This window comes from Mesorhizobium sp. B263B2A, assembly GCF_020165775.1.
GTDB lineage: Bacteria > Pseudomonadota > Alphaproteobacteria > Rhizobiales > Rhizobiaceae > Mesorhizobium > Mesorhizobium opportunistum.
The window spans coordinates 828,277-841,897 of sequence record NZ_JAIUIU010000001.1 but is presented as its reverse complement, the minus strand read 5'-3'; the positions used below and the strand labels follow the sequence as shown (position 1 = coordinate 841,897).

At 64.2% G+C, this 13,621-nt stretch carries 14 protein-coding genes and 1 riboswitch; of the genes, 8 read left to right on the top strand and 6 right to left on the bottom strand.

Features of this window, described 5'->3' with window-relative positions; translation table 11 throughout:
• Positions 1 to 8 precede the first annotated feature (8 nt).
• The 3 genes from LB568_RS04050 to LB568_RS04040 are packed head-to-tail and all read left to right on the top strand — an operon-like array spanning position 9 to position 3,603.
• A complete protein-coding gene (locus LB568_RS04050) occupies positions 9 to 1,049 on the top strand; it encodes a 2-hydroxyacid dehydrogenase (protein ID WP_224729202.1) in 1,041 nt (346 codons plus the stop codon).
• Between the two features lie 46 nt (positions 1,050 to 1,095).
• Positions 1,096 to 2,613 (top strand): glycerol-3-phosphate dehydrogenase, encoded by a 1,518-nt coding sequence (locus LB568_RS04045; protein WP_224729201.1) that lies wholly within the window; start codon positions 1,096 to 1,098, stop codon positions 2,611 to 2,613.
• A gap of 48 nt (positions 2,614 to 2,661) precedes the next feature.
• A complete protein-coding gene (locus LB568_RS04040) occupies positions 2,662 to 3,603 on the top strand; it encodes a sugar phosphate isomerase/epimerase family protein (protein ID WP_224729199.1) in 942 nt (313 codons plus the stop codon).
• Between the two features lie 63 nt (positions 3,604 to 3,666).
• Here LB568_RS04040 and fba read toward each other — a convergent pair whose 3' ends face one another.
• Entirely contained in the window at positions 3,667 to 4,731 is a 1,065-nt protein-coding gene (gene fba, locus LB568_RS04035; RefSeq protein WP_095771163.1) for a class II fructose-bisphosphate aldolase, read from the bottom strand.
• Between the two features lie 265 nt (positions 4,732 to 4,996).
• On the opposite strand from fba, the gene LB568_RS04030 reads away from it, so the two are divergent.
• The 3 genes from LB568_RS04030 to LB568_RS04020 all read left to right on the top strand — a co-directional run bounded on the left by LB568_RS04030 (position 4,997) and on the right by LB568_RS04020 (position 7,062).
• The gene (locus LB568_RS04030; protein WP_224729197.1) at positions 4,997 to 5,767 is read left to right on the top strand and encodes a DeoR/GlpR family DNA-binding transcription regulator; all 771 of its coding nucleotides are present in this window, start codon (positions 4,997 to 4,999) and stop codon (positions 5,765 to 5,767) included.
• 61 nt (positions 5,768 to 5,828) lie between these two features.
• The gene (locus tag LB568_RS04025; protein ID WP_224729196.1) at positions 5,829 to 6,587 is read left to right on the top strand and encodes a triose-phosphate isomerase; all 759 of its coding nucleotides are present in this window, start codon (positions 5,829 to 5,831) and stop codon (positions 6,585 to 6,587) included.
• A 34-nt stretch (positions 6,588 to 6,621) separates the two neighbouring features.
• On the top strand, positions 6,622 to 7,062 hold the full coding sequence (locus tag LB568_RS04020) for an RpiB/LacA/LacB family sugar-phosphate isomerase (RefSeq protein ID WP_140572736.1): 441 nt from the start codon (positions 6,622 to 6,624) through the stop codon (positions 7,060 to 7,062).
• Here LB568_RS04020 and dhaL read toward each other — a convergent pair.
• The 4 genes from dhaL to LB568_RS04000 all read right to left on the bottom strand — a co-directional run bounded on the left by dhaL (position 7,059) and on the right by LB568_RS04000 (position 10,736).
• Entirely contained in the window at positions 7,059 to 7,694 is a 636-nt protein-coding gene (gene dhaL / locus LB568_RS04015; RefSeq protein ID WP_224729194.1) for a dihydroxyacetone kinase subunit DhaL, read from the bottom strand. The genes LB568_RS04020 and dhaL overlap by 4 nt on opposite strands.
• Before the next feature lie 14 nt (positions 7,695 to 7,708).
• Positions 7,709 to 8,722, bottom strand: coding sequence for a dihydroxyacetone kinase subunit DhaK (locus LB568_RS04010; RefSeq protein ID WP_224729193.1), 1,014 nt, complete (start codon positions 8,720 to 8,722; stop codon positions 7,709 to 7,711).
• Between the two features lie 68 nt (positions 8,723 to 8,790).
• Positions 8,791 to 9,264, bottom strand: coding sequence for a 6,7-dimethyl-8-ribityllumazine synthase (locus LB568_RS04005; protein ID WP_013896824.1), 474 nt, complete (start codon positions 9,262 to 9,264; stop codon positions 8,791 to 8,793).
• Between the two features lie 76 nt (positions 9,265 to 9,340).
• A riboswitch (FMN riboswitch) is annotated at positions 9,341 to 9,487 on the bottom strand.
• A 58-nt stretch (positions 9,488 to 9,545) separates the two neighbouring features.
• Positions 9,546 to 10,736: an MFS transporter gene (locus tag LB568_RS04000; protein WP_224729192.1), complete on the bottom strand. Its 1,191-nt coding sequence runs from the start codon at positions 10,734 to 10,736 to the stop codon at positions 9,546 to 9,548.
• Positions 10,737 to 10,784: 48 nt separating this feature from the next.
• Between LB568_RS04000 and LB568_RS03995 the strand changes: the two genes are divergently transcribed.
• A complete protein-coding gene (locus LB568_RS03995; RefSeq protein ID WP_224687501.1) occupies positions 10,785 to 11,324 on the top strand; it encodes an Lrp/AsnC family transcriptional regulator in 540 nt (179 codons plus the stop codon).
• A gap of 142 nt (positions 11,325 to 11,466) precedes the next feature.
• Positions 11,467 to 12,279 carry a class I SAM-dependent methyltransferase gene (locus LB568_RS03990; protein WP_224729191.1) on the top strand — a complete coding sequence of 271 codons (813 nt, stop codon included), beginning with the start codon at positions 11,467 to 11,469 and terminating at the stop codon, positions 12,277 to 12,279.
• Between the two features lie 18 nt (positions 12,280 to 12,297).
• On the opposite strand, the gene LB568_RS03985 is transcribed toward LB568_RS03990, so the two are convergent.
• Positions 12,298 to 13,620, bottom strand: coding sequence for a four-carbon acid sugar kinase family protein (locus LB568_RS03985; protein ID WP_224729190.1), 1,323 nt, complete (start codon positions 13,618 to 13,620; stop codon positions 12,298 to 12,300).
• Between the last annotated feature and the right edge of the window lies 1 nt (position 13,621).

The window sequence follows — 13,621 nt, the reverse complement described above, 5'->3', positions numbered from 1 at the left end:
AGTCGAGTATGCCCAGGAAAATTGCGATCATTGGCGACAACTTCATGCTTCCGGACGTGTTTCGCGCCAAAATCGAGAAGGTCGCGAGTGGCGATCTCGATATCCGCACATTGCAGACGGCCTGGCCCGACGAGCCGATGGAGTTCGGCAATCCGGCGCTCGGCCTCGACAAGGTCAAGGAATATTTCGGCCATCCCGACGAGGTCGTCGATTTCATTGGCGATGCCGAGATCCTCGTCACCCAGCTCGCGCCCCTGTCGGAGGGGATGATGGGCCGCCTGCCGGCGCTCAAACTGGTCGCGGTATCGCGCGGCGGCCCGATCAACATCGACATGGCCGCGGCGAGGGATCACGGCATCACCGTGGTCAACGTGCCCGGCCGCAACGCCACTGCCGTGGCCGAGTTCACCATCGGCGCCATCCTGGCCGAGACGCGGCTGATCAGGGTCGGCCACGAGGCCTTGCGCAAGGGAGAATGGCGCGGCGATCTCTACCGCGCCGACCGCACCGGCCGAGAACTCGGCGAAATGACCGTCGGCGTCGTCGGCTATGGCAATATCGGCACCAAGGTGGTCCGGCTGCTGCGTGCCTTCGGCTGCCACGTCCTGGTCAGCGACCCCTATGTGCAATTGAGCGCGGAGGATCGCAATGCCGGCGTCGAATTGGTTAGGCTCGACGATCTCCTGTCCCGCTCCGACGTGGTCACGCTGCATTCCAGGGTGACCGAGGAGACGCGCGGCCTGATCGGCAAGGACACCATCGCGCGGATGAAGCCCGGCGTGATCTTCGTCAACACCGCGCGCGGGCCGCTGGTCGATTATGACGCACTCTACGAGGCGCTGGTTTCGGGGCAGATCGCCAGCGCCATGCTGGAGACGTTCGCGATCGAACCGGTGCCGTCGGATTGGCCTTTGCTGCAGCTCCCCAACGTGACGCTGACGCCGCATATCGCCGGCGCCTCGGTGCGCACCGTGACCTATGCCGCCGAGCAGGCCGCCGAAGAGGTGCGCCGCTACATCGCCGGCCTTCCTCCTGTCAATCCGTGCTGAGCGTGGCGGTCATGGCGTACCAATCCGGCATCGAGGCCAGAGCGGGATGAGCGGCGGCACCGAAATCGTCGACCTCTTCGTCGTCGGCGGCGGCGTCAATGGCGCCGGCATCGCGCGCGATGCCGCTGGTCGCGGCCTTTCCGTCATCCTGTGCGAAAAGGACGATCTTGCCGAAGGCACCAGCTCGCGCTCGGGCAAGCTCGTCCATGGCGGCCTGCGCTACCTCGAATACTATGAATTCCGCCTGGTGCGCGAGGCGCTGATCGAGCGCGAGGTGCTGCTGGAATCGGCGCCGCACATTATCTGGCCGATGCGCTTCGTGCTGCCGCACAGCCCGGACGATCGGCCGGCCTGGCTGGTGCGGCTCGGCCTGTTCCTCTACGACCATCTCGGCGGCCGCAAGCGGCTGCCGCCGACCCGCACGCTTGATCTGCGCACGGCGCCCGAGGGTGCGCCGATCAACGACAGCTTCAAGCGCGGCTTCGAATATTCCGACTGCTGGGTCGACGATGCCCGCCTCGTCGTCATCAACGCGCTCGACGCCGCCGAACGCGGCGCCAAGGTTTTCACCCGCACCGCCTGCACCGCCGCCCGCCGCGAGAACGGCCTGTGGGTCGTCGAGATGCGGGACGGCGGGACGGGCGCCAGGACGACGGTTCGCGCACGCGCCCTGATCAACGCCGCCGGCCCCTGGGTCAACGACATCGTCAACCGCGTGGCCGGTCAGAACTCGAAGCGCAACGTCAGACTGGTCAAGGGCAGCCATATCGTCGTGCCCAAATTCTGGGAGGGGCGGCACGCCTATCTCGTCCAGAACAGCGACAAGCGCGTGATCTTCATCAATCCCTATCAGAACGATCTCGCCTTGATCGGCACCACCGACATTCCCTACGAGGGACGGCCCGAGGACGTGACGGCGGATGAGAGCGAGATCGATTACCTGATCAGGGTGATCAACCGCTATTTCAAGCGCGGCCTTGCGCGCAGCGATGTCGTCTATTCGTTCTCGGGCGTCAGGCCGCTCTATGACGACAATGCCGACAACCCGAGCGCGGTCACCCGCGACTATATTTTCGAGCTCGATGCGCCCGACGCGCAGGCGCCGCTGCTTTCGGTCTTCGGTGGCAAGATCACCACCTTCCGCAAGCTGGCCGAACATGCGCTGGACAGGATCGCCCCGTTCTTTCCCCGGATGGGCAAGCCCTGGACGGCGAAGGTGCATTTGCCCGGCGGCGACATCGCCAACGCCGATTTCGAACAGTTCCTCGGCGACCTTGGACGTGAGTATCCGTGGATGCCGGCATCGCTGATCAAGCATTACGGGCGGCTTTACGGCACCAGGACCCGTCTTCTGGTCGGCGCCACGGGATCGCTCGCCGGATTGGGGCGATGCTTCGGCAAGGACTTCTTCGAGCGCGAGGCCAACTATCTCTTCGAACAGGAGTGGGCGGCGACTTCAGCCGACATCCTGGAACGGCGCACCAAGCATGGGCTGCATCTGTCTAACGAGGAAAGGGCGGCCTTCGAGCATTGGTGTGCGAACCGGCTGGCGAGGGCAGGCTGATGTCCGTCATCGCCAATGTCCCGCGACAGCGCTGAGAGGATCGCGGCCATGGCCTTCACGCTCTCTCTCAACACCAATCCGCTGGTCAACCGCTTCGCCGAGCCGGACGACCTGATCGACACGATTGCCTACGGCATCGGCATCAGGGACATTCAGCTCACGCATGAATTCGTCAATCCGGGCTGGCCGGCGGCGACGATTGTCAAATTCGTCCGGCTGTTTCGCAACGCGCTCTCCCGCACCGGCGTGCGCGTCACTTCGGGCATGACCGGCCCTTACGGCCGGCTCAACCATTTCGGCCATCCCGACGCGGATGTGCGCCGCTACTATGTCGACTGGTTCAAGACCTTCGCCGACATCTCCGCCGAGCTTGGCGCCAGCGGCATGGGCACGCAGTTCGCCATCTTCACCCATCGCGACTTCGACGACCCGGAGCGCCGCGCGCGGCTGTTCGACACCGCACTGGAATGCTGGCGCGAGGTGGCCGAACATGCCCGCGTGGCCGGGCTGAGCTATTTGTTCTGGGAGCCGATGTCGGTCGGCCGCGAATTCGGCCACACCATCGAGAGCTGCCGGCTGCTGCAAGGCGCGATCGACGCCGCCGGCATGGCCATTCCGCTGCAGATGATGATCGACATCGACCATGGCGACGTCACCTCCAGCAATCCGGCCGACATCGATCCCTATGCCTGGGCAGAAGCCTTTCCCAGGAAGTCGCCGATCATCCACATCAAGCAGTCGTCGATGAACAAGGGCGGCCACTGGCCGTTCACCGCGGCTTACAACAAGGACGGTCGCATCACGCCGGAAAAACTGCTGGAGACGGTGCGGCGTGGCGGCGGCACGGACAATGAGATTTGCCTCGAACTGTCGTTCCGTGAACGCGAGCCGGTCGATCACCAGGTCGTCGCCATGATCCGGGAATCGGTCGACTATTGGGCACCCTTCATCGAGACGGGCAGGTCCGATCTCGTGCCGAAGGCCGGATAGAAAAAACGGGCGGGAGCCGATAGGCGCCCGCCCGTTGAACCGGATCGTCCCGGTCGGATGTACTCAGCCGAATTTCGGATCGAGGCTGCCCGACTTGTAGCGCTTGGCCATTTCCGAGACCGGCAGCGGCTTGATCTTCGGTGCGTTGCCGGCGGTACCGAACTGCTCGAAGCGCTCCTTGCAAAGCTTGCGCATGGCAGCCATGGCCGGCGTCAAATATTTGCGCGGATCGAACTCGCTCGGGTTCTCGGTCAGCACCTTGCGGATGGCGCCGGTCAGCGCCATGCGGTTGTCGGTATCGATATTGATCTTGCGCACGCCGTGCTTGATGCCGCGCTGGATCTCTTCCACCGGCACGCCCCAGGTCGGCTTCATCTGGCCGCCATACTTGTTGATGATCTCCTGCAGGTCCTCCGGCACCGAGGACGAGCCGTGCATGACCAGATGCATGTTCGGCAGGCGGCGATGGATCTCTTCGATGACGTTCATCGCCAGCACCGCGCCATCGGGCTTGCGCGAGAATTTATAGGCGCCGTGGCTGGTGCCCATGGCCACCGCCAGCGCATCGACATGGGTGTCGCGCACGAACTGTTCGGCCTGCACCGGATCGGTCAACAGCTGGTCGTGGCTGATTGCGCCTTCGACGCCGTGGCCGTCTTCCTGCTCGCCGCCGCCGCTCTCGAGCGAGCCGAGCACGCCGATCTCGCCTTCGACGGAGACGCCGCCCCAATGCGCCATGTCGACGACGCGCTTGGTGATGCCGGAATTGTAGGCGTAGTCGGCCGGCGACTTGCCGTCTTCCTTCAGCGACCCGTCCATCATCACCGAGGTGAAGCCGTACTGGATCGCGGTGACGCAGGTGGCTTCGTTGTTGCCATGGTCGAGATGCATGCAGACCGGGATGTCGGGATGGATTTCGACCAGCGCATCGATCAGCTTGGCCAGCACCACGTCATTGGCATAAGCGCGTGCACCGCGGCTTGCCTGCAGGATGACAGGCGATTTGGTCTCTTCCGCCGCCTCCATGATGGCGAGGCCCTGTTCCATGTTGTTCATGTTGAAGGCCGGCACGCCATAGCCATATTCGGCGGCGTGATCGAGCAATTGTCTCAGTGTGATGCGAGCCAACGATTAGTCTCCCGTATCTGGTTTCGAACCTGTGGTTGCGGACTGTCCGCGCATCGTTCAGCCCATCGATGCTTCTGGCCGGATTTCGGCGCGACCGCAACCGCCAGAGATGGTCCCCGCTGCAATTCTTGTTACAGCGCCGTGATGAAAGCTGTGGGTATATCCCAGGAAAATATCTCATTATAACAAAAATCCTGATACTTTTGCGATGATATCTGTTATCTCTTGGGCTCGATCAAGGAGCGCCGTTCGGCGGTCGGCTGCGATGAAGAGCGATACCAGACGGCAAGGCATCATGGATTTCCTGATGGACGCCGGCGCGGCGAGCGTCGATGATCTCGCCTTGCGCTTTGGCATCTCGAAGATGACCGTGCATCGCGACCTCGACGAACTTGAGGAAAGCGGGTTCCTGCGCAAGGTGCGCGGCGGTGCCTCGATCCAGCCGAGCAGCCTCTTCGAAAGCGATTTCCGCTACCGGCAGAAGCAGGCGACCGAGGAAAAGCAGCGCCTGGCGGCAGCCGCGGTCGCCATGATCGAACCCGGCCAGACAGTGATCATCGACGACGGTTCGACCGCGGGCGGCATTGCGCGGCATCTCGCCGATTTGCGGCCGCTGACGGTGATCTCCAACAATCTGGCCGTCATCCAGGAACTGGCCGGCGCCGGAGGCATCAATCTCATCGCGCTCGGCGGCCAGTACAGCAAGAAGTTCCACGGCTTTTTCGGCCTGCTTGCCGAGGCCTCGCTCAAATCGCTGCGCGCCGACGTCGCCTTCCTGTCGTCATCGGCCATTCACGGCGCTTCCGCCTTCCATCAGGACCAGGAGGTGGTGCAATCCAAGCGGCTGATGATGGCGGCCGCCACCCGCAAATATCTGCTGGTCGATCACGGCAAGTTCGACCGCACGGCGCTGCATTTCCTGACGGATCTCAGCGCGTTCGACGCCGTCTTCACCGGACGCGAGCCGGGGTCTGGAATGCGCGAGGCATTGGCGGCCGGCGGCGTTTCGCTGACGGTGATCGACAAGGGACCATGATCCCGAAAGCGGAGCTCTCTTCGGGAGTTCGTGGTCAAACAGAAGGCAAGGAGCGGTAAGCGTGGTTTACTGGGTCGGTACAAGCTGGAAGATGAACAAGACGCTCACCGAGGCGATGGAATTCGCCGCGATCCTGGCCGGGTTCGTCCCTGGTTTCGATGACCGCCTCCAACCCTTCGTCATCCCGCCATTCACCGCAGTGCGCGAGGTCACGCAGGCGCTGTCCTCGACGCGGGTCAAGGTCGGCGCCCAGAACATGCATTGGGCCGATGCCGGCGCCTGGACCGGCGAGATTTCACCCGTGATGCTGACCGATTGCGGGCTCGATTTGGTCGAACTCGGCCACAGCGAACGGCGCGAGCATTTCGGCGAGACCGATCGCACCGTCGGCCTGAAGACGGCGGCGGCCGTGAAGCACGGATTGATACCGCTGATCTGCGTCGGCGAGACGCTGGCCGAGCGCGAAAGCGGCGAGGCCGATGCGGTGCTGGCCAGGCAGGTCGAGGGTGCGCTGCAATTCCTCGAAGAGGAAGTGAAGGGCGCAACAATCCTGTTCGCCTACGAGCCGGTCTGGGCGATCGGCGACAAGGGCATTCCGGCCAGTTCCGACTATGCCGACAAACAGCAGGGACTGATCAAGGCCGTGGCCGGTAGCCTGCTGCCGTCCGTCCCGTCGGTGCTCTATGGCGGCAGCGTCAACCCCGGCAATGCCGCCGAACTGATCGGTCAGCCCAATGTCGACGGTCTCTTCATCGGCCGCTCCGCCTGGCAGGCGCAAGGCTACATCGACATCCTCGGCCGCGCCTCGGCCGCGATCTGAAATCAAACGCATCCAGTCAAGAAAGGACACGATCATGAAAATAGCCATTGGGGCCGACAGCGCCGGCAAGCCGCTGCTCGATGTCATCGCCGCACATCTGGCGACCAAGCCCGGTCTCACCGTCAGCGATCTCAGCCAGGCCGGCTACTACGCCGACCTGTCGCAAAAGCTCGCCCAGACGATCGTCGACGGCGACAACGATCGCGGCATCCTGTTCTGCGGCACTGGCATCGGCGTCTCGATCTCGGCCAACAAGGTGCCGGGCATCCGCGCCGCGCTCACCCACGACACCTATTCAGCCGAACGCGCCGCCAAATCCAACAACGCGCAGATCATCACCATGGGCGCCCGCGTCATCGGCCCGGAACTGGCCAAGGCGATCGTCGACACGTGGCTCGCCTCCGAATTCGATGAGAAGGGGCCGTCTGCCGGCAATGTCCAAGCCATAAACAGGCTCGACGCCACGAAGGCTTAAGCCAGACTCTTGCGTATCGCGCCGATCACGGTGACCGCCGAGGCCGCGCCCGGGTCGATGTGCCCGAGCGAGCGTTCGCCGAGCCGGGCCGAGCGACCCTTGGCCGCGACCATGTCCTTGGTCGCTTCGGCACCAGACTCGGCGGCGGCAAGCGCGGCGGCCAGACTTTCGGACAGCGTCTTGCCGGCAGCATGCGCGGCCACGGCTGCTTCAGCCGCCGGCTGCCAGGCATCGATCATTGTCTTTTCGCCAGGTTCGGCCTTGCCGCGATCCTTGATGCCCTGCGCCATGGCCTGGAACAGGGCGATGAATTCCGCGTCCGTCAGCGTCGCCTTGCCCTTGACGGCGGCAGCCGCACGCATGAAGGCCGTCGCATAGAGCGGGCCTGAGGAAGCGCCGACCGCATTGAGGAAAGACTTCGCCGCGCCGTTGAGCAGCGCGGTCGGCTCGACAGCCGAGAGGTCGAGCGATGCCAGCGCATCGCGTACGGCGCCGAAACCAAGCGCCATGGCGATGCCATGGTCGGCGTCGCCGATGACACCGTCGAGCTGGCAGAGCCGGTCCTTGTCGGCCTCGATCGCCACGGCGATTTCATCGAACATTCTTTTCAGGTCGGCGGCATCGATGGTCACGGATCGCTCCTTCGTCAGCCGGCGCGGAACATGGTGCAGTCACAAGGGTGGTCGAGCATCGTCTGCAGTTCGCCGTCGAGATGCATCAAGGTCACAGATGCGCCGGCCATTTCCAGCGACGTGCAGTAGTTGCCGACCCAGGTCGCGTGGATGGAAACACCGATGTCGTCGAGCCTCTGCTTGACCCGGCGGTTCATGATGTAAAGCTCCATCAGGGGTGTCGAGCCGAGCGAGTTGACCAGCACCGCGACCTTGTCGCCGCGCGAAGGCGACATCTCGGCGAGGATCTTGTCCAGCATCTCGTCGGTGATCTCGTCGGCGGTCCCGAGCTTGCCGCGCGCGATGCCGGGTTCGCCATGGATGCCCATGCCGATCTCCATTTCGTCGGCGCCGATCTCGAAATTCGGCCGCCTTGTCTGCGGCAGCGAGCAGGGCGACAGCGCCACGCCCATGGTGAAGGTGTGGTCATTGGCCTTGCGCGCGATGCGCTCGCATTCATCGAAGGAGAGCATCCGGTCGCATGCGGCGCCGGCTGCCTTAAAGATGAAGAAATTGCCAGCGACGCCGCGGCGTTTGTCCCGCTGGTCGCGCGGTGCCGAAGCGACGTCGTCGGTGGTCAGCACGGTGCGCACCTCGATGTCGTCCATGCCGGCCATCTCGGCCGCCATGTCGAAGTTCATCACGTCGCCGGCATAGTTGCCGTACATGAACAGGACGCCGGCGCCGCCGCTCACCGCCTTGGCGCATTCCAGGATCGGATCGGGTGGTGGCGAGGCAAAGACATTGCCGATGGCCGCCGCGTCCGCCAGTCCCTTGCCGACAAAGCCGAGAAAGGTCGGCTCGTGGCCCGAGCCGCCGCCGATCACCAGCCCGACCTTGCCTGGCCGCGGCCCGTCGCGGGCGACGATCGAGCGCGGGCTGCCATCCGCGCTCCTGAGATGGCGAGGATGCGCGGCGAGGATCCCTTCGAGCATCTCGTCGACGGCGCGGTTGCCGTTATTGATGATCTTCTTGGTCTGCACCGGCATCCTCCCGAATTCGGCATTTCGCAAATACTACCGGGTGTTATCGCGATTTCCACCCGGCTGCGAACATTTCATGCCGCGATCTTTTCCCGAGCCGCCAGGATCTGAACACAGGCATTGGCCGCTTCCTTGCCCTTGACGGTGAAGTGCTCGAAGAAGAAGCGGTGATGCTCGGCGCTGCCGTGATAATTATGTGGCGTGAGCACCGCCGAAAGCACCGGCACGCCGGTCGACAGCTGCACATTCATCATGCCGTCGATGACGGCGCCGGCGACGAACTCATGCCGGTAGATGCCGCCATCGACGACGAACGCCGTGCCCAGGATCGCGGCATAGCGGCCGGTCTGGGCCAGGGTCTTGGCGTGCAATGGGATCTCGTAGGCACCAGGCACGTCGAAGACATCGACCGCAAAGCGTCCGTTGCCAAGCGCGGAAAGCTCTGCCTCGAAGGCCGCGACGCACTGGTCGACGATATCGGCATGCCAGCGCGCGCGAATGACGGCGATGCGAACAGTGTCATAGTCTTTGTGGGAATGCTGATTCATGGGTCCATCCTTCCGTTTCGAACCAGAATCAGGACGCACGATACAAAATCCGGCCCGCCGGGGCGGTCCGTCTTTCGTTCGTTCTCTTTCATCCGGACTATACCGTCGGCTCCGGAATCAGACCGGATCTGCTGACCTTTCCAATTTTATTGGAAAGCGCTCGCGGGCTCGGGTCGAAACCCCTACCGCCGGTGGGGACTTTCACCCCGCCCTGAGAACATTAACGGCTTTGTATGAAAGGGCAGGGCGCGGCTGTCAACCGCGCCAACGCCGCTGGCCCATCAGGTGCTGCTTGAGTGGCGCGTGCGCCATGCCGCCGCCGAGGCGGCAACCAGCATGAGCAAGGCCGCGATCATCGCGCAGGTGGCAAAGCCGAAGCTGGCATAGAGCGGGCCGAAGCCGGTGGTGCCGACAAAGACCGCCAGATAGGTCACCGCGCTATTCAGGCCCATGATCGTGCCGCGCCGCGAGGGATCGAGCGCGGAGAGGCGCATCACCAGGACATTCAGGCCGAAATGATTGGCAAGTCCCCACACCGCGACCATGGCTATGGTTAGCCCGAAACTGTCGCTCGTCGCGGCAATGGCGACGTAGACGATGGCGACAAGCAGATAGGCGAACGGCATGACGCGACGGGCGCCGAGGCGATCGATCACGCCGTCGAGGAGAGCAGCCATGCCGAAACCGATGCCGTAGGCGAGGGCGGCCCAACCGTTGGCGCTCACCGGCTTGCCCAGTCCGCTGTGAAGGTGGTCGCCGAGGTAGCCATAGACACCGTAGAAGGCGGTCATGAAGGCCGCGCAGGCGACGAGAAGCGGCACAATGCCGGGAATGCCGAGTGCGGCCAGCGGTGCTGGCGCCGGGCCGCTCTTCCTGATGTCGCTCAGCGACGTCATGGTGAGGCCGGCCAGTGCAAGCATCGCGAGGAGCGCGACGGCGGCAAAGACGGCGCGCCAATGCACGAGATCGGCAAGCACGGCCGACAGCGAAACGCCGGCCACCATGCTGAGCGTCCATCCGGTGAGCACGACGCCGATCGTCCCGCTTTCACGGCCGGGCGGCGCGATCGCCGCCGAACTGGCGTAGATCGCCGGCATGGCGACGCCGGCGGCGATGCCGGCAACCAGCTGTGCCGCGACCAGCATGATCACCGTTGGCGCCGCCGCGCTCGCGACAAGTGCCAGCGCCAGCAGCAGCAACGCCCCCTGCAGCATCCGGCGTGCGCCGAGCCGGTCGATATAGCGGGCCAGGAACAGGGCGCTTGCCGAGGTGCCCAGGCCAAACGCCGCCGCAGCAGCCATGACGGTCGGGACGCTGGTTGCGAACGACGCGGCCACCGCTGGTGCAATCGGGCCCAGCACCAGCGAGTTCGAGCCGATCACGGCGATGCACCCGGTCAAAAGATAGGCCAGCGCCGGGATCGGCGGCCTGGCGTCGGCTGCGAAGGTCGTGGCTTGATCACTGTTCGACATATCAACATAATGGCCGTATTAAATTCTGTAGCAATCGGGATTATCGATATGGATGAAGAAACAGATGGCATTCGGCGGAACAGGCCAGCACCCCGTGATGTCGACGCGATCGACCGAAAGATATTAGGCGTTCTCGTCGAGGACGCCACGGTCAGCTACGCCGAACTGGGTGACCGTGTCGGCCTTTCGCCGCCCGCCGCCCATGAGCGGGTCAAGCGCCTGCGGCGCAGCGGCGCCATACGCGGCACGGCTGTCATCATCGACCCCAATGCGGTGCGAAAGCCGCTGCTCGCTTTCGTGCATATCGACACCAAGGGCTGGGGCAAGACGCCGGAACTGATGGCGATCTCGCAATATCCGGAAGTCGAGGAGATCCACACCGTCGCGGGCGATACCTGCGTGCTGCTCAAGGTCCGCACCGAGGATCCGAGGGCGCTCGAAGGATTGCTGTCGCGTCTCTATGAAACGCCTGGCGTCACCTCGACACGCAGCTACGTGGTGCTGTCGACCTATCTCGAGCGGCCGGTGCAGCCCGGCGTCACCACGCAATGGCCAACGCCCCAACATATGAGCCGGCCGCTATACTGACCCAGCCGCAAGCCTGTCGCGACCAGGTCACGGGCGTGGTAGAGATAGGGGCTGAAGCAGGTCGGCTCCTTGCGATTGCGCCGCAGAGGGACAATCGCATGCCGGTCTCGCGAGGTTTCAAACCGACGGCGGGGGGATAGCAATGTTGGAAACGGATAAGGCCTTTACCGGTTCGATCCCGGAAAACTACGACCGCTATATGGTGCCGTTGATTTTCGAACCTTTCGCCGCCGATCTGGCACGGCGGGCAGCGTCCCTGTCGCCCGGCGCGGTCTTGGAAATCGCCGCGGGCACCGGGGTTGTCACGCGCGCATTGGCGCCAAAACTGTCCCATGACGCAAGCTATGTCGTGAGCGACCTAAACCAGCCCATGCTCGACTACGCCGCTTCGCGACAAGCTCCCGACAGCCGCATCACATGGCGCCAGGCGGATGCCATGGCGCTGCCGTTCGAGGATGCGGCCTTCGATGTCGTCTGTTGCCAATTCGGCGCGATGTTCTTTCCCAACCGCTCAGCCGCCTACCGCGAAGCGAAGCGGGTGCTGAAGCCCGGCGGACACTTCCTGTTCAACGTCTGGGATCGCATCGAGGAGAACGTGTTTGCCGATGATGTGACGAATGCTCTCGCAAGGATGTTTCCGGACGATCCGCCGCGCTTTCTGGCGCGCACGCCCCATGGCTACCACGACACGGCCCTGATCCGCCGCGACCTGGAAGACGCAGGGTTCTCCCATGTGGTGATCGAGACGAGAGCCGAACAGAGCCGTGCATCCTCGCCGCGCCTGCCGGCCGTTGCCTATTGCAAGGGTACGGTTCTTCGCAGCGAAATCGAGGCCAGGGACGCCGGAAAACTGGAAGCCGCTACCGACTATGCTGCGGCCGCGATCGCGGAAAGGCATGGCAGCGGCGAGGTCGCCGCCAAAATCCAGGCTCACGTGGTCGTGGCGCTGGCTTAGTCTGCCATCGAGCGTGTCCTAGCTTCCCAGCCGGATCGTCTCGAAATAGGCGTCGGTGCCGACCTGGCCGCCCTTCAGCGCGATTTCGAGCCCGTCGATCTCGCCGCCGCCGTGGGCGAGACAGAGCGGCGAGCCGGGCGATTGCGGCAACGGCATGCGCACCGTCAGCGCATCGATGGACAATTGTCCCAGCGCATGGCTCGACGTGTCGCCGCCGGCGATCACCGCGCGCTTGAGTTTCTCTGTTGCCACCAGCCGGCGCAGGATGGTTCCCAGCGCCCGTCCCAGCCTGTTGCGTGCGCCTTCGATATGATCGATCTCGGCGCTGCGATCGGCTTGGGGACCCAGTGCTGTGTAGAGGATCACGCTGCGCCCCGCCGCCAGGCTCGCCTGGCCGCTGGCGACGGCACGCTCGATCGCCTCGCCGGCGCCCTCCGAGACCAACTGCATGGCGTCCATCTGAATGCCGTCAAATCCGTGCGCAAGCGCAAAGCGGATCTGCTTCTCCGTGGTCGGCGACACACTGCCCGAGACCACGGCGAGCCGGTCCACCGGACCGGGCGGCGTGAAGGACGCGTGCCCCGTGGCGATGCCTTTGTCGGCCCATTCGGCAAGCAGGGCATATTCGACGCCCGAGGATCCGACGACGAAACCATGGCCTTGTTCGCACATGCGCCAGACCTGTTCGCCGACGCGCTTCTGCGTCTGGCGGCTCTCGACGTCGAACAGGACGATTGCCCTGTTTTGCAAGGCCTGGTCGACCCGTTGTGGAAGATCGTCGGCCTGCAATGCCGCCAGGTCGACAAGGCCGGAAGCGAGACCGGTCTGGTGAGACAGATGGAGGAGCAGATCGGCCTCGTTCATCGGCGTCACCGGATGCCGGCTCATGACGGGGTGCCGGTCGATGCGGAAATAGTCGCCGCGGAATGCAGCGAAGAGGTTCCCGAACGCTGTATAGCGCTTGAGCTGGGGCGCCCCGACAACCACCGGCACGGCCTTCTGGCCGAAGGCACGCCGGCCGATTTCTATGGCGCGGCCGATGCTGCCGATCGTCGGGCTGGAATCGAAGGTCGAGCAGATCTTGTAGTGGCAAACCGCCGCCTTGAGCCCCCTTAGCCACTCGAAGGCCGGCACCAGGTTTTCGTCCATCCATTGCGGCGTTTCGCTGCGGCTCGTGCCCGCCAGTCCCATGGCGCGGCAATGCGAAAATCGCTCCAGCAAGGGCTGGTCGGGCTGGCGCATGAACAGCACCGTCGGCACGCCGCCGAGTTCGAGTGCCTCCATGACGTCGGTCGAGCCGGTGAGATCGTCGCCATAGTAACTGAGCAGCAGCTTCTGCATG